Genomic DNA, 20,466 nt, shown 5'->3' on the forward strand with positions numbered 1-20,466 from the left:
CGAATTACACGAATTTCCACGAAATTGGGAGTGCATAAAAGTCTTTATTTTTTATTATCTCACGAATTTTCACCTGACGGTGAATTATTTTGTGAATATATTATGATATAAAGCTGTAAATCAATATTCTGTTATATCGAACTGACGTTATTTATGTGGCAAAGATAATAAAAAATTAAAAAACTCTTGGCAAAATGTCAAGAGTTTTTCGCGTGTGTTTATGAAAAAGTGTATTTATTAGTTTTTGAATGTAGGTTTGAACTTTGATTGATATACTTGGAACTCTTGTTGGGTAGTAATACTTTTATGTTCGTCGTTTTTAAACATTTTCAAGTAGAGTTCTAATTGGGTAGGTGACATATAGCCAGTAAGCCCTGTTATCAAATCGTTTTTCTCGTCTAAGAACACCATTGTAGGATAAGCTTGTACTTGCAAGTAATTAGTGAGTGGGTGGAGAGAGTTGCGTGATTGAGCTCTTGCAGGATCATAATCCTTATTCTCAAACTTTTGACCTTTGTAGTTCACTACTTCATTACCTTCACCATTGAATTTCACAGCATAGTAGTTATCATTTACATAGTTTACTAAGTCTTTGTTTTTAAAGGTGTTGTTAGCTAACATTTTGCAAGGTCCACACCAATTAGTGTATACATCGACGAATATTTTTTTAGGTTTTTTCTTTTGAGCAGCAATAGCTTGGTCAAAAGTCATCCATTTAATTTCCTGAGCTTCGAGGGTAGCAGTAGCTGTTAAAACAAAAGCTACAATAGCGATGAGTTTTTTTGTCATAGTTGATAAAAGTTTGTAATTATTTTGTTTTTAGAGATTTTCAAAAACCGTGCCAAATATATGTTCATCAGCGGGGGTGAGGAATTGCATTGCTATAGGCAGGTAATATAAGTTTTGCAAATGAGGTTGGAGGCGCACATAGTCTTTTTCGGTAGTGAGAATGCGCTTGTCCTGCAATTGGTGGATTTCTTCTGAACTAAAATGGTGATGATCGGGGAAGTTTAAGTGCTGAAAATCTGCTCCTTGTTCTTTTAAATACGCTAATAGAGGTTGCGGATTGGCAATACCTGTTACCAAAGTAAAAGGTTTTTTGATAAAGTTTGACAAAGAAATCGTTTCATCTTCTTTGAACACTTGTTCATCATAAGCTATAGTAGCAAAAACAATAGGGCAATGTGCTTTTTTTTGCAACTGCTTTTCTATAAGGGAGCGTTCACTTTGAGATAAGGTAGTAGGACATTTGGTTACTACCACTATATCCGCTTGTTGCACTCGACTTACTACATCGCGTAAACGCCCCATTGGCAGTAGCCAGTCATCTGTAAAGAGCTGTGCATAAGCGGTGAGTACTATGTTGATTTTTGCTTTTACGGGGCGATGTTGGAAAGCATCGTCTAAGATAATGAGATTGGGAGGGGTAGGTAAAGAGCATATTTTTTGGATACCCTCAACGCGATTCGCACAGACTGCTAAAATAATATCCTTATATTTTTGCCAGAATTGAAAGGGTTCATCACCTAAATCCAAAACAGTAGAGGTTTTATCAGCTAAGAGGAATCCCTTGGTTTTGCGTTTGTAGCCACGACTGAGGACAGCTATTTTATGACGATTTTGGAATTTTTGGATAAGGTATTCTACCATTGGACTCTTGCCTGTCCCTCCTACCGCCACATTGCCCACGCAAATAGTAGGCACCACAAAAGTATGTACTTTAAAAATGCCAACATTGTAGCACCAATGGCGCAGACGAACGATAAGACCATAGAGCACAGCAAAGGGAAAAAGAACTATTTTAAATATTAGTTTCATTATCAATCCTTTTTAGCATTTCGTATAACATCTAAGATTTTATTATTCTCTTTAATCATCCATTCCTTCCAGCCATTTGCATTTCTTCCTAATGCAAGACAAGCAGCACCTGATGGAGATCTGAACTTTTTATCCTCCTTAAGAATGTAGTTATTCTCTGTTTGTTCTGCAATTTTCTTTAACTCTTTAAGCCTTTGTTTTTCTTGCTTCTTATAGCTATCAACGACTTCCAAAGCTAATTTACTTCCCTTCTTTAATGTAATTTCGCCAGATTGGGTATTATACCAAGCTAATGCATCTACATTCTGTGTTTTTAAAACCACTTCTATAGTATTTTGAGGTAACACATTTGCTTGTAGAACAGATTTAGGAGTATTAGATTCTGTATTTTTAGGCTTTTCGTTGGTGATTGTATTATCTTTTAAAGTTTTTGCATATTGGGCAATCTCTTTGATTAAATCAAATAGCTTTCTAAAATTCTTAAAATCTTCTTTTACAAAGCTATTAGAGTTTTCTGCAATAATATCTTTTGCTTTGTTCAATACATTTTTAGAATAATCTATTATTGATGTACCTCTATTCTGATTTGATAGTTCTACTATAGCTTGCTGATAAGCTTCTTCCCATTTAGTATATTCATACATTGTTTCAATAGTGCATTCACAAGTAATTCCTTCTGGCTTAGGTAACCTTGTAACAAAATAGAATAGATTTCTTTTGTCATTATTTTCATTTACCCCTTTAAATTTTTCATTTTCAATTTTTTTGAACTGGCCATAAGCATCATCGCCTGCTCTATCATTGTCATAAATACCAATATACAATTTATCTTTTTGAAAATCAACTAAATATAAACTAGATAGGAAAGGTTTAATATTTGCAACTCCTTCCATATCAAAAATATCGAAATTCAAATTTGGATACTCTTCTTTTAATGCTTTATAAGCATTATTAATATGTACCTTATCGGTTTTACCTTCTACTAATAGTATAATAGGACTTTTGGAAGAAATAAATGTATTTTGTTGAAATCTATTCCAAAATTCTCCAGAGATATTCTCTAAAACTTTTTGCTTTTCAGCAGAGATAAGTTTTCCTCTATCAAGCATATAGATAGATTCATTGTCTAAGCAATCGGTTAAGGTAGGTGAATGGGTAGTGATGATCACTTGTCTGTTTTGTTCATACTCTTCTAACACTTTTTTGATTTGCATTTTATTGCTAAGGTGTATATGAGCATCAGGTTCATCAAGTATAAATAGACTGTCCTCTTGTGCAGCAAATTCTAAAGCTGCTTTGATGAGTATCATTTTCTTTTCACCCTCACTAAAATCTTCTATTTCTAAGTTTTCATTATTGTATTTTATAACAATGTCTTGAAGCATTTTTTGGTCAGCAGGTGTAAAAGCAATATAGAAGAATTTGTAAACATCTATAAGTGTATATCCTTCTTGTTCAATAATCATTCTCAACTCTTCTAAGGTGTACTCTTGTTTTTTATCTATTTTACTGATAAATTGCTTAACAATACTATCTTTATAACTTTTATAATTCGCTTTATTAAAAGAAAACTTAATAGAGTTAGTATTTTCTATCCCCAAGATTTCACTACAAAAAGTATCCTCTAAGTTATTGAACTGATTTAACAACAAACACAACAGAGATATATGCCAATAAAACTTATTGATATACAACATTTTTGGCATATTATTATAGGTTTCAACTCCTATTTTTGCAATGTATTCTTGATAGGTAGGCAAATAATATTTTTTCCACAATCTATCTTCTTCACCACTATAGATAGCTACAATTTGTTTAGGAAGATAGTTATAAGGGTCAGATTTTGATTGGCTATTTATTTCTGTGGTAACAGAAGAGCCCTTTTTGGTAATTTTGACTATATCCTTACTACTTCCTATTATATAGGTTAATGAAAAATTAAAGGGAATATCCTTTTCCTTCTTGTCGTACAAATGCTTAAAAATAGCACTTATAGCTTCTAACAAATTACTTTTTCCACTGCCATTGTTTCCTATAAAAGCCATTACCCCTGAAGTATTGTTCTCTAATGAAACATCAAGGTTTTTAAAGGCTTTATTAGCTATTTTAATTTCTTTAATTCTCATAATTTAGCTGAATATAGTTTGTTCAAATTCTTGTTCTGCTTGTTGTTTTAGGAGTGTTGCTCGTTCTCGTAAGATTTTTATTTCATTTTTATAAGTATCTATTTGGTTTATAATAGCTTGTTGAGTTTCCTTAGGAGGAATAGGAATTAATATATTCATTATTTTCTCCTGATTTACTATAGGAAGGGTTGCTTTTGTTTGTTCCTTAGTTGTTACATTCTTAAAATAAGTGAAGTAATAATAAACATATTCTGTTAATAGCATATTCTCATCAACATTAAATCCTGTAATTTGTTGATTGCTTGTTGCAAATTCATTACCTATTATACCTACTTTCCCAACAGTTGAACCTATGCCTACAAATAATAAAGTGTTTTTCTTAAACACTCTTACTTTCTTATCTTTAACGGCTAAGAGCGATACTTTTCTATCAGCATTCAATAAAATCTTATTGTTAATATCTGAAGGAGTATAAAAATTGATATCTCCTCTAAAATATTCTTTTCTACTTGTAGGAGGAGTTGTTCCTGTTGCAATTTCTACAATGTATTCTCCCATTCTATGAATAGAATATTTTGATTTCAAAGAACTTTCTCCCATTAAAAAAGGTATATCCCAACGTTCCATTCTTTTTGACTCTATAATATTTAAGCCTATTTTTTTTCTTTTATCTAATTCTTCTATTCCTAAACTCTCAAATAGATAGTTTTCAATGTTTTTTTCTAAGGTTTCAGCTTGTTGCTCATAAGTTGTAGCTTGAGTTATTTTATCGTAATAGTTTTTTACAATGGTTTCTTGCTCGGATAAAGGAGGTAAAGGAACTCTTGTTGCTAAAAAGTCTGCTTGTTTTACTCTTGCTTTTGAAATACCTGTAGCTTTAGAGTCTAAAAGTTTCTTAAATTCTTGAGTCCTTAATAATTTCTGCAAAAATTTACCAGAAACTATTGTATTATCAAATGTAAATATAGGATATTCAGAACTAACACCAAAAGGAGTATTCTCTTTATCATTATAAAAAATACAACCGTGCTTTACATTAATTTTCGAATAAATAATACTATTATCAGGAACTAAATAAATATCTCCTTTATAATTTTCTATGTTATTTAAATCTCTTAAAAAAAGTTCTCCTCCAAAATTAATCTTAGAGATAATAGCATATTTCTTTTCTATCATCTCTCTTTTAGATATTCTCTTTTTATAAGGAATTAACACATCTGAGAGAGTAATATTGTTTTTAAATTTTTTATCAGATATGTTTAAATATCTCTTAGTATCCCAAAAACCTAACTCCCTTAATTCTACAAATTTTAATTTCTTATAAGTTTTCATACTTGCTTTTCTGATAGAAAATTTCGGGTTCACCAACTTCTTTATCTGCTATTTGAATGCGATATACAAACTCACCTTTTACATCGTACTGAACGCTTTCGGTAAGTTTTTCCCACAGATGATTTTCAGAAGTATATTTTTTAAATTCTTTAGCCAAGGGATCTAATTCGTTATCTATACGAGCCCCTGTCGTACTAATACCTGCTTTTTCTACTTCAGCAATAGGAATAGTATAGTTAAACTCTTCTTTAACAATAGCTTTTATTTCTCGTTCTTTTTTAGCTTCAATATTTTTCAATTCGGCTTTCAGTTGTTTTTTCTCTTCTGCAGGTAATGCTTCTTTGCCTTTTTTAGCTAATTTCTGTTGGATATTTGCTACTTCCTCAGCATATTTAGCTTCTATTGTGATAGTTGCTTTGCTCTTAATACTTGCATATTGTAGCGCTTCTTCTTCTGTAAATTTTTTAAAAAACAACAAACTAGGTTTTACCGTAGCGCCGCTTGCTATAAACACATCTTGAGGAATAGATACGATTAGCAATATTTTTGCTTTGCTTTCTATATAATCTCGTACTTTTTGTAAATTACTATTGTTAAGCACACCTTCAGGAAGTACTATCCCCATTCTACCTCCTGGTTTGAGCAGGTTCAAGCATCGTTCTATAAAAAGCACTTCAGTAAGGGTACTCATTGCCCCCATTTTATAGAGACTCACGAGAGGTTTCCCTATATTGTTATTCACTTGCTTTAATGCTTTATTATACTCATCACCATATCGTTTTTGGTATTTTTTGATACGTTCTTCATCAGTATATTTATCAGCTTCTGTAATTTTCAGTGATTTCTCTACACGTGCTCCAAAAGGAGGATTGGTAAGAATCACATCAAATCGGTTTTCAAAAATGCCGTTTACGTTTAGTAACCCATCATTGTGGTGTACACCTCCGTGACCATCACCGTGCATTATCATATTCATTTTGGCGGTACGGCTCATTCTAGGGTTGGCATCGGTTCCAAAAATACAATCATAACTCAATGTTCTAATTCGGCTTTTGTCATTGTTGATATTGAGTTCTTCATTTAACTGAGAGAAGAATTTATTTACTTTGTCGTCTATTTTTTCTTTTTCGGAATCTGATAGTTTTTCGTAGGTTTCAGTGTAATATTCTTGTTTGATGAGTTCTTTTTCTTGTTGGACTTTAGCTTCTATTTTTGCACGGACATACTCGAAGGCTTTTATTAAGAAACCACCTGAACCACAACAAGGGTCACAAATAGTTTCTGTTTCTTGAGGATCTAAGACTTCCACCATAAAATCCACAATAGTCCGAGGGGTGAAAAACTGTCCTAATTCTCCTCTGAATGTTTTTCCTAAGAACTGTTCAAAAGCGATCCCTTTTACATCATCGGAAGTAGTGGAAAGATTGTATATTTCTAATTCTTTTACAATAGCTTCAAAGCTATTCTCTCGTATTCTAATGATTTCAGTAGGTTCAAAAAGGTCATCATCTCTAAAATCTTCTTTAGTTTTCTCAAACAAAAGTTGATAAAAATCTTTATCTCCCTTAGATTTATATTTGTCATAACTTTCTTTATCAGCTCTGAATGCTTCTAATGAAAATATTTGATTTTCAGAGTTTGTTCTTTCATATCTAATTTTTATGAATAGTATCTTGCTAATTTCATCAAAAGCAGCTTCAGGTGAAAGTTTATCATTATTCCTAATTATATTATGGCATTTAAAAAGTAGTTTAGAAAACTCATCTCGAGTAAACGCTTTGGTCTGTTTTAAGAGCTCACTTATTTTTTTTTCACTCTTCATTTCTTCAGCAGTAGGAATATTGACTACTTCCTCAAGTTTTTTAGGGATATGCCCTTTGATAACCCTAAATATACGAGTTTCTTTTAGATTGGTTGTTACAAAAAAATCAGCACCTGCCCACGAAGCATAGTTGTAACCTTGAAAGTAATCCTCTTCGCGAATTGTAATATGTTCAGCTTTACATTCTACTACAATCACGGGACTTTTGGAGGCTATTTTATCAGCTTCGCTTTTATAGACATTAATATCAGCTCTTGCTCTTCCTTGCCCTCTTTGAGAGTTAGTAACTCCTACTTCTTGCTCCATTTGTTTCAGATCAAAACCATAGGAATTAACCAAACGGCAAATGTATTCTTGTCGTACTTTTTCTTCAGGTTTCAATACCAACCATTTATCCTTTAATGGTGCAAAAATTTTATTATCTTTTATTTGAACTTTCATTTTAAAAAATTAATGTTTATAATGCCTAAATATTCCTGAATCGGTAGCTGTCCAGAGGGCGTATTTTTGTCCGGCAGCACGAAGCCCATAGTCTGCCCAAGTATTGCAGGTATAGAGAAAGTTGTAAGTACTTTTGGCTTCGTAGAAAGCATCGGTAGTGCCATAAACGGCATTGGTGGGTATAGGTATATATTTACCTTGTGCATCTTTGTCGAACTGCTGGTCGATATAGCCTATCAAGCGCTTGTATTGAGTAGGTGTAAGAGTTAGTTGTGCTACTTTTTCATATCCTTCTGTACCTCCTAAATAGGTGGTGTGCATAGCCGAATCACTCATCCAAAAAGCAGCTTTTACTGCTGTAGAGAACTTTAAATCAGCCCAAGTAGGGGTATTAAGGTAAAAGCCTTTGTCGCCCCAACCAAAAGCCAACCAATCGCCTCTCTTTTTTCCTTTGGTATCATCAGGAGAAACTTTAGTTGTCCAATCTATAAACTCATTTTGAGTAGGTAGTACCAAATCGGTGTGCATTCCGTTAGAGAGAAGGTAGATGGTAATAGTTTTGGGTTCAGTTGTTTTTTCTGCAGAAATGGGAATTAATGGCAACAGCAAGCACAGTACCCCATAGAGCACTATAAAACCTACCACAAAGAGTAGGGTTTTTAGGAAATATTTTAAAAGTTTTTTAATCATAAAATTAACGTGAGTTCAACGTAAAAAGCCTCTACAGATGTGAGTGCATAGTTTTTATTTTATGACAAATCTCTTGGATTACTTCATCAATGTCGCTGTATTGAAAATCAACAAATTGTTTGATTTTATCACCATTATAAGTGGTTACTAATCCGAGAGCATCGGCTGTTTGGAGAGTGAGGGTTCGCTTTTTGATACCCAAGAAACTTAAAAAGCCATCTAAACGCGCGAAACGACGCAATACTTTATGAGAAATCTTTTTAGTAGGAGCTTTCACTCCTAATCCTTTGGCTATCTTCTCAAAAAGTGATTGATAAGTAAGGTTAGCCGTATTCAGCACAAAGCGTTCTCTCGTAACTTCGGAGAATTGTAAGGCAATCATTGCGCGTACGACATCGTCTACCGCGACAAAACCTGTACCTCCTGTGGGGTAATATTTTAGTCCGTTAACTACTTTTTTAAACAATAAGCCAGAGCCTTGTTCGTAGAAATCAGCACCCAATACTACTGAAGGATTTACAATAACCACTGGCAATCCTTCTTGAGAGCCGCGCCATACTTCCATCTCACCACCATTTTTACTGATAGCATAATCAGTATTATTTTCTTCGCTATTCCAATCGTTTTCCTCGTCAATAGGTGTGTGAGGCAAAGCCGAAAGGGTAGCTACAGAGCTCACATAACAGAGTTTTTTTACCTTAAAGTCAATACACAAGTTTACAATATTAGCCGTTCCTTCGACATTTACTTTGATGAGCTGAGCAAAATCTTTAGGTTGGAAAGAGATAAAGCCTGCACAGTGAAAAACAAAAGTAACATTCGCAAACGCTTGTTCGAGTGCAGGAATGTTACTTATATCGGTTTGTACCCACTCAATAGAGCGGAACTGTTCCGCTCCATTGGGGGATTGTTGTATAAAAAGTTGTTCGACTTTCTCTAACGAATGGGCACTGCGATAGATAGCCCTTACTTTATGCTCCTTGTTTTGAGTAAGGTAAAAAAGCAAGCGGCTACCAATCAGCCCTGTTCCGCCAGTTACTAAAATCATTATTTTTCGTCTAAAGGAATACGTTCGTCGATAAGTTTAAGAGCAATAGGCGAATCGTTCTCGTTGTAGAATTCGAAGAGGTCGAGGATAGAGTGTACCAAACGTTCTTCTTCTAACTGTTCTTGAACGAACCATTGCAAGAAGTTTTCGGAAGCGTAATCATCTACTTGGCGTGCTTTTTTGAAGATTGCGAAGATAGATTGAGTTACTTTGATTTCGTGTTCCAAAGTTTTTTCATAAACTTCCTTAAGTGAATCAAATTCTTGTTGTACCTCACCTACTTTAGGAGCAAAAGCACGTGCGCCATTTTCGTTGAGGAAGCGGAAGATTTTCATCATGTGATCTCTTTCTTCTACAGCGTGGTCATAAAAGAACTCGGCACTGCGAGAGTAGCCATTATATTCAGCCCAAGAAGCCATAGCTAAGTAGAGAGAGCTTGCTTCAGCTTCTTTACTTACCTGTTCATTCAATAGGTCGATGATTTCAGGGTGCAAACTAGTTTGCGATCTGGTGTACTTGTGTTTTGTCATTTTAATAAATTGTTTTTAAGTTTTTTAGTGGGCGCAAAGATAGTAATTATTTGCTAAATACGGACAAAAGAGTTGTAATTTAGACGTGTTCTTCCAAATACGCCTTTCGCACTTTTTTGAAGAGTTCCGATGAATAGACAAAATCAGTAACGGCTTCATTATCTGTACGAAAAATCGTATCTTTAGAGCCTTCCCACTCTTTGTATCCATTTTTCAAGAAAACAATCTTAGCCCCTATTTCCATTACGGAGTTCATATCGTGAGTGTTGATAACAGTGGTAATATTGAACTCTTGGGTAATTTCTTGAATAAGGTTATCTATTACGATAGAGGTTTTAGGGTCGAGACCTGAGTTAGGTTCGTCGCAGAACAAGTAGTTAGGATTGTTTACAATAGCGCGAGCAATAGCCACCCGTTTTTGCATACCTCCAGAAATTTCTGAAGGCAATTTATTTTCAGCATTTACCAAATTCACCCTACTGAGCACTATATCAGCGCGTTCACGGATTTCATCAGCTGATTTTTGGGAAAACATCTTCAAAGGAAACATCACATTTTCGAGTACCGTCATCGAGTCGAATAAGGCACTACCTTGAAATACCATTCCCATTTTTTGGCGGAGGGCTACTTGTTCTTTGCGTTTCATATCGGCATACTTCACTCCATCGTAGATAATGTCACCTGAATCGGGGGTAAAGAGTCCTAAGAGTGATTTGAGGAATACTGTTTTCCCTGAACCACTTTGCCCAATAATAAGGTTTGTTTTGCCTTTCTCGAATGTAGTAGAAATGCCTTTCAGCACTTCAGTTCCATTGAAAGATTTATGTAAATTTTCTACTTGTATCATAGTTCAGCCGAGGCTACCACAGCCTCTTTATTTATCTTTTTCACCAAACCTTGTAGTACTTTACCAGGTCCTACTTCAATAAATTCGGTAGCGCCATCAGCAATCATTTGTTGTACGCTTTGTGTCCATTTCACAGGAGCGGTAAGTTGCTTGATAAGGTTGGTTTTGATAGCGTTTTCATCGCTTACGGCTGTAGTGGTTACATTTTGATATACAGGGCATAATGGTTTGTGGAATGCTGTTTGCTCAATTGCTGCAGCCAATTCTTCTTCAGCAGGTTTCATCAGTACTGAGTGAAAAGCTCCGCCTACAGGCAATACAAGAGCACGCTTAGCTCCTGCTTCTTTCATCTTTTCGCAAGCCGCTTCTACTGCTTTGAGTTCGCCTGAAATCACCAACTGACCTGGACAATTATAGTTGGCAGGAGTTACAATCCCGTCGATTGTTGCACAAAGTTCTTCCACTTTAGCATCCTCTAAACCCAATACGGCAGCCATTGTACCAGGTTGTAATTCGCAAGCCTTTTGCATAGCTGCTGCACGTTTGGCTACTAATTGCAAACCATCTTCAAATGAGAGGGTTCCATTGGCTACTAAAGCAGAAAATTCACCTAATGAATGTCCTGCAACCATTTGAGGAGCAAAATTTTTACCGAGCACCTTACTAAGGATTACTGAGTGCAAGAAGATTGCAGGCTGGGTAACTTTAGTTTGCTTAAGGTCTTCATCAGTACCACTGAACATTATATCGGTAATGGAGAATCCGAGAATGCCATTAGCCGCTTCAAAAAGCGCTTTGGCTTCAGCAGATTTTTCATATAAGTCAAGCCCCATACCTACAAATTGGGCTCCTTGACCAGGGAAGATGTATGATTTCATTTATTTTATTTTTATTGTTAGAAATTACAAAGCTACTGTTTTTTTTATAGAATTGCAAAATATTGAGTGGAATATTTTATTTTTTTATCTCACTATAATAAAAATGCAGTTCATATTCTTTTTGATATTCTCCTTGCCGTTTATAGTAAAATGTAGCACTAAAGAGAGCGTGAGTAGAATCAAAACCTACAGTTCCTAATGCACCTTCATCTACTATTGATTTACGCAAGATAGAAGTGTTATACTCATAGATTATTTTATTCTCTTCTTCCCAGTTATCAGTGTCAAAATTATAGCGATAATCAATAGTGAGTATGCGGTTATTTTGTGCGTCATATTGGTTTACGGTTTTTATTTTATCTTTTTTTACTTCATTAAAAATAGAGAGTTTTTCAGTCATATTCTTATGAGTATCATACTGGTAAGATTGTTGTTCTATCATTGCAAAAACATCTTTTTCTTTATCCCAGTTACTATGAATATACGCTTGCAAGCAATCATTTTCATTATATTTTTCTTCTAGAAGGTAGTCGTTTTCCCACTGTTGTTGTTTTTCATTCCATTTTTGTCTTAAACGAGATATTTTTGTAGGGTTAAGAGTTAATTTTGTGCTGTTTTTCTCTTTAGGAATCCATTTGCCATTAAGCATTTCACTGTAAATAGAATAAGCACCAACAATAGTATCCTCAGCATATTCATATTTTGCTTCTTCAACCCATTTATCAGTTTTATAAGTAAATTTTAACTCTGATTTTTTTATAGTATCATTCTCATAAACTGTTATGATTCTCTTTTGAGGCAACCACTGATTTTTATTTTCATCTCTACTATAATGAGTAAGTTCAGTAGTTTTGTTTTGTTTATTCTGTAAGTATATACTTTGGGTTTTGGGTTGCCATTTAGAGCCTTCAGTACATTCATATTTTGTATAAAAGAAGAACTTTCCTTTTTTGATAAGTTCTTCTTTTCGTTCTTTTATCCATTCATTTCTAAAAACATTATAAGAAGAAGTAATTTTCTTATCTTTATCATTCACATACTCTTCTTTTTTCACTTTTTTCCACTTATCACTACCTTTTTTTCGAGTGTATTCTTCATATAAAACCAGTTGATTTTGTTTATCATAGAAATAAATAGACTTTGTAACATAAGGTTTTCCTATCATCGAAGAATATTCCTTAATAAGTTTACGTTTGGAGGAGTCATAGTATTGTTTAGTAGTATAGCTTCCCCCTCTATATCCATTTATAGCAAAGAGTTTTGTTTGTACACTATCCAAATGCACTTTTTGAGCTTGCAATGTTATACTTGCAAATAAGATCAAAAACAGAGTGATATTTTTCATATATTTAGGCATTCTTTTAAAATATTAAAAGCTACTGTAGATTTATGTTGGAGTGGAAAAGCTTTTTGCTCGTTTTTAGTAATAAAAGTAACTTTATTAGTATCGGTACCAAAACCTGCCCCTGCATCGCGCAATGAGTTGAGTACAATACCATCTAAGTTTTTTTTCTCCAATTTAGTTTGGGCATTAGCTACCTCATTTTCAGTTTCTAAGGCGAAACCTATGAGTATCTGGTTCGTTTTGATTTTCCCTAAAGATGCTAATATATCGACGGTAGGAACTAAGGTTAGACTGAGATTACCGCCTTTCTTTTTAATTTTTTCGGGGGCTACAGTTTCGGGGGTATAATCGGCGACGGCTGCGGCGAGAATGGCAATATCGCAAGAAGGAAATTCGGTTACAGCAGCTTCATACATTTGCTGCGCGCTTACCACACGATGCAAGTGTATTTGTGAGTGAATATTCTTTTCAGAAGATGGTCCTAACACTAAATGTACTTCAGCACCTTGTTGTACGGCTTCATTAGCAAGAGCAATCCCCATTTTGCCAGAGGAGAAGTTTCCTATAAAACGCACAGGGTCGATAGCCTCATAAGTAGGACCAGCGGTGATAAGTATTTTTTTACCCTTAAGAGGAAGATTTTTGGAGAGTGTATTTTCTAAAAACAGGACTATATCTTCGGGTTCAGCCATACGTCCTTGTCCTACAAGTCCGCTAGCGAGTTCGCCATAAGTTGCGGGAATAATGTGATTACCATAGGATGCTAATTTTGCTAAATTCTCGGTAACCGTAGGGTGGGCATACATATCCAAATCCATTGCAGGAGCAATAAATACGGGTGCTTTAGCGGAGAAATAAGTAGCCAATAGTAAGTTATCACATATCCCGTGAGCCATTTTAGCAATGGTATTAGCCGTAGCAGGAGCGATGAGCATTGTATCAGCCCAGAGTGCTAACTCCACGTGGCTATGCCAATTACCCTCGGGAGATGAGAAGCTTGTAAGCACAGGATTTTTAGACACAGTGCTAAGGGTAAGAGGCGTTACGAACTCCTTTGCATTTTCGGTAAGGATTACCCTTACATTGTATCCTTTTTTAGTGAGCAAGCGCACTAACTGAGGCGTTTTATAGGCGGCAATTCCAGCTGTGACACCAAGTACTATATTCATAATTAAAATAGATTGAAAAAGGCTTTAAACGGCAAGCGAGTGCTTACTGCTTAAAGCCTAACAAACAATTTATAAATACCCATTTTTATTCGGTTTCACGGTAGTATACCTTACCGTCTAACCATTCTTTTACAGCGATGGCTTGAGGTTTAGGCAAACGCTCGTAGAAACGAGATACTTCTATTTGTTCTTTGTTCTCAAAGATTTCCTCTAAGCTATCGTTATTAGTAGCGAAAGCCTCTAACTTTTCTACCAATTCTTTTTTAATTTCGGCGTTTATTTGGTTAGCACGTTTGGCAATAATAGAGATGGCCTCGTAAATATTACCAGTAGGTGCTTCTATAGCCGATTTGTTGTAAGTAATCGTAGAGGTAGGAGCATCTATTTTTTTAAAATCCATAATGTAATTATTTTTGTGATGTAAAACTTTTTAGTGATGTATTAATTTTAACGAGCATATTCTCAGCTTCCTTTTTGAATTTGCTTTCAGGGTAAGCACGCAACAAGTTGTCATAGGCTTCTTTAGCTGTATTGAGGCGTTCTTCTTTTTTGCTTTCCACACTATTGATCGCCCACTCATAAGCTGAGTGCAAACGGGTGTACAAGGCTTCTTCTCTGAAAGGGCTTCCAGGATTATCGGTCAAGAAATTATCTAATGATTTCATCGCTGCCTGATAGTCACGAATCTTATCGTACTGTTTGGCAATTTCAAAATCTTTTTTCTCTAAACGCGTTACCAAATCTAAGGTAAGTTCGTTAGCCTCTTTGGTATACTCACTATTAGGATATCTATCCAAAAAGTACTGCAGTTTTTCGAGTGCCTGATAAGTATAGGTTTGATCTACACTATACTTAGGTGTTTCTAAGTATAGTGATTTAGCTTCTAAGAAGGAAGCTTCGGTAGCTTTTTCACTACGAGGGTACAGCTTCTGCAAACGTTCGAATTGATAGGAAGCTAAACTGTACTGCTTGAGTTGATAACAAGCATCACCATACATATAGTAGATGCGTTCCCCTTGAGGTTTTCCTGCATATTCTGAGGCTATTTGTTCAAAAAGGCGATTCGCTTTTTTGTATTTTTTAGCCTTATAGAGCTTTTCAGCTTCGATGTATTTGACACTTCCATCTGTAGATTTGAGGGCTTTTTGGTACTCACCACAGGAGGCTAAAAGCACACCGAGCAGACCGATGATGATATATTTTTTCATTAACATTCGGCAAAAGTAAAAAGTTTTTCTGAAATAACAAAATTATGTGAGCATTCCGCCATCTACATTGAGTACTTGTCCAGTGATGTAAGCCGACATATCGGAGGCTAAAAACACGCAAGCATTGGCTACATCTTCAGGCTGTCCGCCACGTTTAAGAGGAATAGCATCACGCCATCCTTGTACTACTTTTTCATCGAGTACAGCAGTCATTTCAGTTTCGATAAAACCTGGCGCAATGGCATTACAGCGGATGTTACGAGAGCCTAATTCCAAGGCTATCGACTTAGTAAAGCCGATAATTCCTGCTTTAGAGGCAGCATAGTTAGACTGACCAGCATTACCTTTTACCCCTACCACGCTACTCATATTAATAATAGAGCCTTTGCGCTGTTTGAGCATAGTACGTTGTACCGCTTTGGTCATATTAAACACTGATTTGAGGTTTACTTCGATTACTTTATCGAAATCCTCTTCACTGATACGCATCAGTAGGTTGTCCTTAGTAATACCAGCGTTGTTTACGAGGATATCAACGGTGCCAAACTCGGCAACTACAGCATCGACAAATTCTTGAGATTGAGCAAAGTTAGAGGCATCACTTTGGTAGCCTTTCACTTTTACACCTTGTGCAGCTAATTCATTTTCTAAAGTTTTTGCAGCCTCTACTGAAGAGCTGTATGAAAAAGCAATGTTCGCTCCGTGAGCGGCAAATACTTCGGCTATACCACGACCGATACCACGACTAGCACCAGTGATAATAGCGGTTTTTCCTTCTAATAATTTCATATTATAATCGTTAATTATGAATTGTTAATTATCTTTAACCTCCTACGCGTTTTACTTTAAATCCTTTTTCTTTAAGGAGTTGCATAATAGTATCGCGGTAATCACCTTGTATGAGGATAGAGTCGTCTTTCACTGTTCCTCCTACTCCAAGGTATGTTTTGAGCTCTTTTGCTAATATTTTGAAATCGCTATCTGCTCCATTGTAACCTTCGATTACAGTTACGGGTTTGCCTTTGCGCTTTTCGTATTTACAAAGCAAGGGCTCATCTTGCAACCATATAGTAGAAGGAGTTTCTTGAGGAGTTTCTTCTTCTATATGATCAGGAAAAAGATTTTTAAGTTGGTCTCTTAAGTCCATACTTATTTTACTTTGGTATAGTTGATAATCAATTTTATATCTTTAATCACCACGCCTAAGGGGGTAGCAAGAGCTGTTTTAGCTATTTTACCATCACCACTTGCACTTTTATAACTACCTACAGCAGTTTGCTTGATATTAGATCCTATAGCAATTGCTAAAGGAACATTGGTAGTATTATTTGTTACCATATTGAGGATGTGATTGGTAATTCTCAGTTGATAATATTTACCTACTCCGTTTTCTTTTTGCAATCTACCTAAGTGCACCAAGTGTGAATAGGAAGATTGATTGTTATTAGCTGTAGGATCGTACTGATAATCGGCTAATACAGCACCCGTTTGAGCATTGTAGATATAGAGGCGGTCGGGGGTTTTAGTATAAGTAACACTATTATCTACATAGAAAAATAGACTTGCATCGGTAACTAACCACTTTTCAGATTTGATGCGAGCAATATCGGTATCCGAAATGGTAATAGAAGCAGTTTGCCCTAAAGCACCACTCAAATAGATTTTACTAGTATCGGTAAGGCTTTCACCAGCATTGTTGAAAAGGTTTAGAGCAATGCCATTGAGGGGCAAATCATAACGGCTATATTGTGTTTTAGTAGCAGTGCTACCACTTACATAAGCGGTATAGCTATATTCTAACTGTATTTTGGCATTTGCTATATTGAGGAGCATCATCACATCTTTAGAGAAGTTAGAGGTACTGATTTGTATTCCTTTAAAATACTTTTTAAAGTCGTTTACATTTGTTAATTCGTTGCTTCCTTCCTTATCTAATATTTTTGTTTGGAAGAAAGTAGTGTTAAGGGGGATGCGCAATCCAGGAGCTAAATTATCGTATACTGTTTTAGACTCATCGGTAGTAGTTTTAGGATCATCAAACTGGAAGCGTGTAATCGTTTTATTACTAATAGTAGTAGCTGAAGTAGTAGCTGAAACGATGGAACTACCTAAATTTGTAAGTACTTCAGTATTATTAGAATAATAGACTTTAGCTTTCAGGTCAGTACCTATATCACTAAGGAAGTAATTTGTTTCTTTTACTTCTACACGGAAAGAAGCACTTTTGTCGCCATAAATAGAATCTAATTGGTATTCAGTATTTTGGCTATAGGTAGCATTATTATTTAAGCTATTAGGGTTGAAGAAAGGAATGTACAAATACGCCTTAGTTACTTTTTCGTTTTCAGGTTTGTTTTCGCTATTTTCTAACGCTTGAGTTTTGCTACCAAAAGTAGGGGCAGCCGTTGAGAGCCCTACTTGTGCTACAATAGTAGCTGATTTAGTACCAAAAGGCGCTTGAGTGTATTGCCCAAGCAAATACCCACCTAAGCCATTGGTTTGTACGGCAGTTTGTTTGATTTGGTTCACCGAAATAGTAGGGGTGAAGACACTGGTTTCGTAGTTAGGATTTTTGAGGAGTGCGCCATCTATTTCGTTGAAATCGTCGGAAGAGCAGGCGCTAAAAAGCGTTAGTACAGTGAGGAAAAAAAGTAATTTGTAAGTGTTATTCATTCGTTTATTGTTATTTCTTTAGTATTTTAGTGTAAAATTCGCGGTAAGACTCTTGGAAAGTTTCTTTATCGCTATTGTAAATCACTGGTTTTCTCAAGTTTTTGAGATAAGTTTTGAAATCGTCGGGCATCTTTTCACTCACTACAATTACGCCATCGGAGTGCTTGATAGCGATGCGCATCAGGTTGTAGTAAGTAGGGTTTTTGAGGGGGTCGATTGTTTTTTTGCTAATGCCATCAAAAGCTACTTTGTTGATTAAGGCAGAATCGAGAGCTCCATCGTAATCACTATCGAACACAGAGGTAATGATTTTACTTTCGGAAAAGATAGGTTCATCTTTATAGTAAGTGCGCAAATAGAGAGGTAACAAAGCAGACACCCAGCCGTGTATGTGGATGATATCGGGTAACCAATTGAGTTTTTTCACTGTTTCGACGATACCTTTGGCGAAGAAGATACAGCGCTCATCGTTATCGGGATACATATTGTTTTCTTCATCAAAGAGTGTGCCAGTACGTGTGAAATACTCGTCATTATCAATAAAGTACACTTGTATGCGTTCCTTAGGGATAGAAGCTACTTTGATGATGAGAGGTACATCGATATCGTTGATGACAATATTCATACCCGATAGGCGTATCACTTCGTGTAGCTGGTGACGGCGTTCGTTGATATTGCCAAATTTAGGCATAAAGATACGTATTTGACCGCCGTTAGCATTCACCATTCTGGGGGCTTCAAACGACATTTTAGCTAATTCACTATAAGGTGAATAAGGCAATACTTCAGACGATACGTAGAGTACTTTTTTATCTTTCATAAAGAGTATTTCTTTAAATTATTTTGCTCTTAGAAGGCACAAAAGTACAAAAAAATATGCACATATCCATAAAATTATATAAGTTTGCACCCAAAAAAGATTTTATATCGATGATTTACACACAGCAAAAGGAACTCCATTTACTTATGGAAACCCTTAGAAATCAGGGAAAAACAATAGGTTTAGTACCTACTATGGGTGCTTTACACGACGGGCATTTATCGCTTGTAAAAAAAGCTAAAGAAGAGAACGACATAGCCGTTGTGAGTATTTTTGTGAACCCAACACAATTCAACAATCCTACCGATTTAGAGAAGTATCCACGTACCTTAACAGCCGATGCTGATAAGATTGCCCAATATAGCAAAGAGGTAATTATTTTTGCTCCTGCTGTTAGCGATATTTACGGCGATGAAGTAGTAGCTCAGCCATTTGACTTTGCTGGATTAGACAAAGTAATGGAAGGCACATCGCGACCTGGGCATTTTGATGGTGTAGGTACGATTGTTAAAAAACTTTTCGAAATTGTAATGCCCAACAAAGCTTACTTTGGTGAAAAAGACTACCAACAACTGCTCATCATCCAGCAAATGGTACGACAAACAGGCTTACCTGTGACTATCGTCCCCTGCCCTATCGTGCGCAATAGCGAAGGGTTAGCCCTCAGTTCACGCAATGCTTTACTAAGTGAAGCTATGATACATCGCGCTTCTTTCATTTACCGTACCCTACTCGCTGCCAAAGAGCGTTTCGCTACTTATACTCCTACTGAAGTAGAAGCGTGGGTGGTGGATACTTTTGACAAAGAACCCGATTTTACTTTAGAGTATTTTACTATTACTGATGCTCATACCTTGCAACACGCAACTACCAAAGAAGCAGGGAAAGAGTACCGCGCTTTTATAGTGGTACACGCTGAGGGAGTGAGACTCATAGATAATTTGGCGATGTGATGATTTGGTAGGGGCGTTTGCAAAACGCCCCTACATAACATACTCTAAACAGAGTATTCAACTCTGCAAAAGGTATGAGCTCACGGGTAGTTTTTGTTACTTGTTACCTATTGTTACTTAAACTTAATTTCCTTTGGTTACTATAAATATATTTTCTTTCTCAACTCCTATCACTTCGTGTTCTACATCTACAGGGATTTGATAGGTATCGAGGTCTTTGAGTACAACTTCTTCACCATTAATAAGAAAACGCACAGTTCCTTTTACCATAATAAGGGTTGCGGGGATATTAGTAGTATGTTTTTTTAGTACAGCTCCTTCACCTAAAGCTATGGCTACTTGTCTCACATTTTGACCATCTTTTACGAAATAGGTAGTTTGTTTATCATTGCGGAAAGTAAGTTTATCGGCTAAATTTACTTTTTGCAAAGATTTTATATGCTCTACAGTTTTGCCATTGACGGCTGTAATATTGTGCTTCTTGAGAATATCTTGTGCTTTGCCTGCACGAATGCCTCGACGACAAAAGAGTACAACATTCTCTTTTCCTCTTAATTCTTGCCATCGAGCTCCTATTTCTTCCAACGGGATATTAATTGCTCCTTCGGCTGTACCCTTAGCAAATTCTTCGGGGGTACGCACATCAATTAAAGTGGCATTTTTAGCATTAATACGCTCGGCTAGCGTTTGAGCTTTTGCTGTAATCATCGTAAGCAAAAGCATTCCTAAAGTTATTGAATATTTCATTATTGTTAGTTTGTTTGTT

General features: G+C 35.7%; 20 protein-coding genes. 1 reads left to right on the forward strand and 19 read right to left on the reverse strand.

Annotation, left to right across the window (positions count from 1 at the left end; genetic code table 11):
* Positions 1-237: 237 nt before the first annotated feature.
* From CBG49_RS12435 to CBG49_RS12520, 18 genes are all read right to left on the reverse strand, one after another.
* Positions 238-789 carry a thioredoxin family protein gene (locus CBG49_RS12435; RefSeq protein WP_009413494.1) on the reverse strand — a complete coding sequence of 184 codons (552 nt, stop codon included), beginning with the start codon at positions 787-789 and terminating at the stop codon, positions 238-240.
* A 30-nt stretch (positions 790-819) separates the two neighbouring features.
* Entirely contained in the window at positions 820-1,818 is a 999-nt protein-coding gene (gene lpxK, locus CBG49_RS12440) for a tetraacyldisaccharide 4'-kinase (RefSeq protein WP_088594717.1), read from the reverse strand.
* A gap of 2 nt (positions 1,819-1,820) precedes the next feature.
* Positions 1,821-3,944 carry a DUF4357 domain-containing protein gene (locus tag CBG49_RS12445; protein WP_088594718.1) on the reverse strand — a complete coding sequence of 708 codons (2,124 nt, stop codon included), beginning with the start codon at positions 3,942-3,944 and terminating at the stop codon, positions 1,821-1,823.
* Positions 3,945-3,947: 3 nt separating this feature from the next.
* Positions 3,948-5,276 carry a restriction endonuclease subunit S gene (locus CBG49_RS12450; protein ID WP_088594719.1) on the reverse strand — a complete coding sequence of 443 codons (1,329 nt, stop codon included), beginning with the start codon at positions 5,274-5,276 and terminating at the stop codon, positions 3,948-3,950.
* On the reverse strand, positions 5,263-7,539 hold the full coding sequence (locus CBG49_RS12455) for an N-6 DNA methylase (RefSeq protein ID WP_088594720.1): 2,277 nt from the start codon (positions 7,537-7,539) through the stop codon (positions 5,263-5,265). The genes CBG49_RS12450 and CBG49_RS12455 overlap by 14 nt, the downstream gene beginning before the upstream one ends.
* 9 nt (positions 7,540-7,548) lie before the next feature.
* Positions 7,549-8,229 (reverse strand): TIGR02117 family protein, encoded by a 681-nt coding sequence (locus tag CBG49_RS12460; protein ID WP_088594721.1) that lies wholly within the window; start codon positions 8,227-8,229, stop codon positions 7,549-7,551.
* A gap of 31 nt (positions 8,230-8,260) precedes the next feature.
* Entirely contained in the window at positions 8,261-9,277 is a 1,017-nt protein-coding gene (locus CBG49_RS12465; protein ID WP_088594722.1) for an NAD-dependent epimerase/dehydratase family protein, read from the reverse strand.
* Entirely contained in the window at positions 9,277-9,807 is a 531-nt protein-coding gene (locus CBG49_RS12470; protein WP_088594723.1) for a ferritin, read from the reverse strand. Before CBG49_RS12470 ends, CBG49_RS12465 begins: the two co-directional genes overlap by 1 nt.
* A gap of 79 nt (positions 9,808-9,886) precedes the next feature.
* Positions 9,887-10,654: an ABC transporter ATP-binding protein gene (locus CBG49_RS12475; protein ID WP_088594724.1), complete on the reverse strand. Its 768-nt coding sequence runs from the start codon at positions 10,652-10,654 to the stop codon at positions 9,887-9,889.
* Positions 10,651-11,532: an ACP S-malonyltransferase gene (fabD, locus tag CBG49_RS12480; RefSeq protein ID WP_088594725.1), complete on the reverse strand. Its 882-nt coding sequence runs from the start codon at positions 11,530-11,532 to the stop codon at positions 10,651-10,653. Before fabD ends, CBG49_RS12475 begins: the two co-directional genes overlap by 4 nt.
* Before the next feature lie 76 nt (positions 11,533-11,608).
* Positions 11,609-12,877: a hypothetical protein gene (locus CBG49_RS12485; protein ID WP_157668400.1), complete on the reverse strand. Its 1,269-nt coding sequence runs from the start codon at positions 12,875-12,877 to the stop codon at positions 11,609-11,611.
* Complete coding sequence (coaBC, locus tag CBG49_RS12490; protein ID WP_088594727.1) at positions 12,874-14,046, reverse strand: bifunctional phosphopantothenoylcysteine decarboxylase/phosphopantothenate--cysteine ligase CoaBC; 1,173 nt, start codon at positions 14,044-14,046, stop codon at positions 12,874-12,876. Before coaBC ends, CBG49_RS12485 begins: the two co-directional genes overlap by 4 nt.
* Positions 14,047-14,131: 85 nt before the next feature.
* On the reverse strand, positions 14,132-14,446 hold the full coding sequence (locus CBG49_RS12495) for a DNA-directed RNA polymerase subunit omega (protein ID WP_009413506.1): 315 nt from the start codon (positions 14,444-14,446) through the stop codon (positions 14,132-14,134).
* 7 nt (positions 14,447-14,453) lie between these two features.
* On the reverse strand, positions 14,454-15,260 hold the full coding sequence (locus tag CBG49_RS12500) for an outer membrane protein assembly factor BamD (protein ID WP_088594728.1): 807 nt from the start codon (positions 15,258-15,260) through the stop codon (positions 14,454-14,456).
* Positions 15,261-15,296: 36 nt separating this feature from the next.
* Entirely contained in the window at positions 15,297-16,043 is a 747-nt protein-coding gene (gene fabG, locus CBG49_RS12505; protein WP_009413507.1) for a 3-oxoacyl-[acyl-carrier-protein] reductase, read from the reverse strand.
* A 34-nt stretch (positions 16,044-16,077) separates the two neighbouring features.
* Positions 16,078-16,401, reverse strand: a complete 324-nt coding sequence (locus CBG49_RS12510; protein ID WP_009413508.1) for a translation initiation factor — start codon at positions 16,399-16,401, stop codon at positions 16,078-16,080.
* Between the two features lie 2 nt (positions 16,402-16,403).
* A complete protein-coding gene (locus CBG49_RS12515) occupies positions 16,404-17,927 on the reverse strand; it encodes a DUF4270 domain-containing protein (RefSeq protein ID WP_088594729.1) in 1,524 nt (507 codons plus the stop codon).
* Between the two features lie 10 nt (positions 17,928-17,937).
* On the reverse strand, positions 17,938-18,747 hold the full coding sequence (locus CBG49_RS12520) for a glycogen/starch synthase (protein ID WP_009413510.1): 810 nt from the start codon (positions 18,745-18,747) through the stop codon (positions 17,938-17,940).
* A gap of 110 nt (positions 18,748-18,857) precedes the next feature.
* Here CBG49_RS12520 and panC point away from each other — a divergent pair, with 110 nt between their 5' ends.
* Complete coding sequence (gene panC, locus CBG49_RS12525) at positions 18,858-19,700, forward strand: pantoate--beta-alanine ligase (protein ID WP_227002894.1); 843 nt, start codon at positions 18,858-18,860, stop codon at positions 19,698-19,700.
* Between the two features lie 123 nt (positions 19,701-19,823).
* On the opposite strand, the gene CBG49_RS12530 is transcribed toward panC, so the two are convergent.
* Positions 19,824-20,447, reverse strand: a complete 624-nt coding sequence (locus tag CBG49_RS12530) for a rhodanese-like domain-containing protein (RefSeq protein WP_088594730.1) — start codon at positions 20,445-20,447, stop codon at positions 19,824-19,826.
* Positions 20,448-20,466: the final 19 nt, after the last annotated feature.

The sequence above is a fragment of the Capnocytophaga endodontalis genome, assembly GCF_002209445.1.
Lineage (GTDB): Bacteria > Bacteroidota > Bacteroidia > Flavobacteriales > Flavobacteriaceae > Capnocytophaga > Capnocytophaga periodontitidis.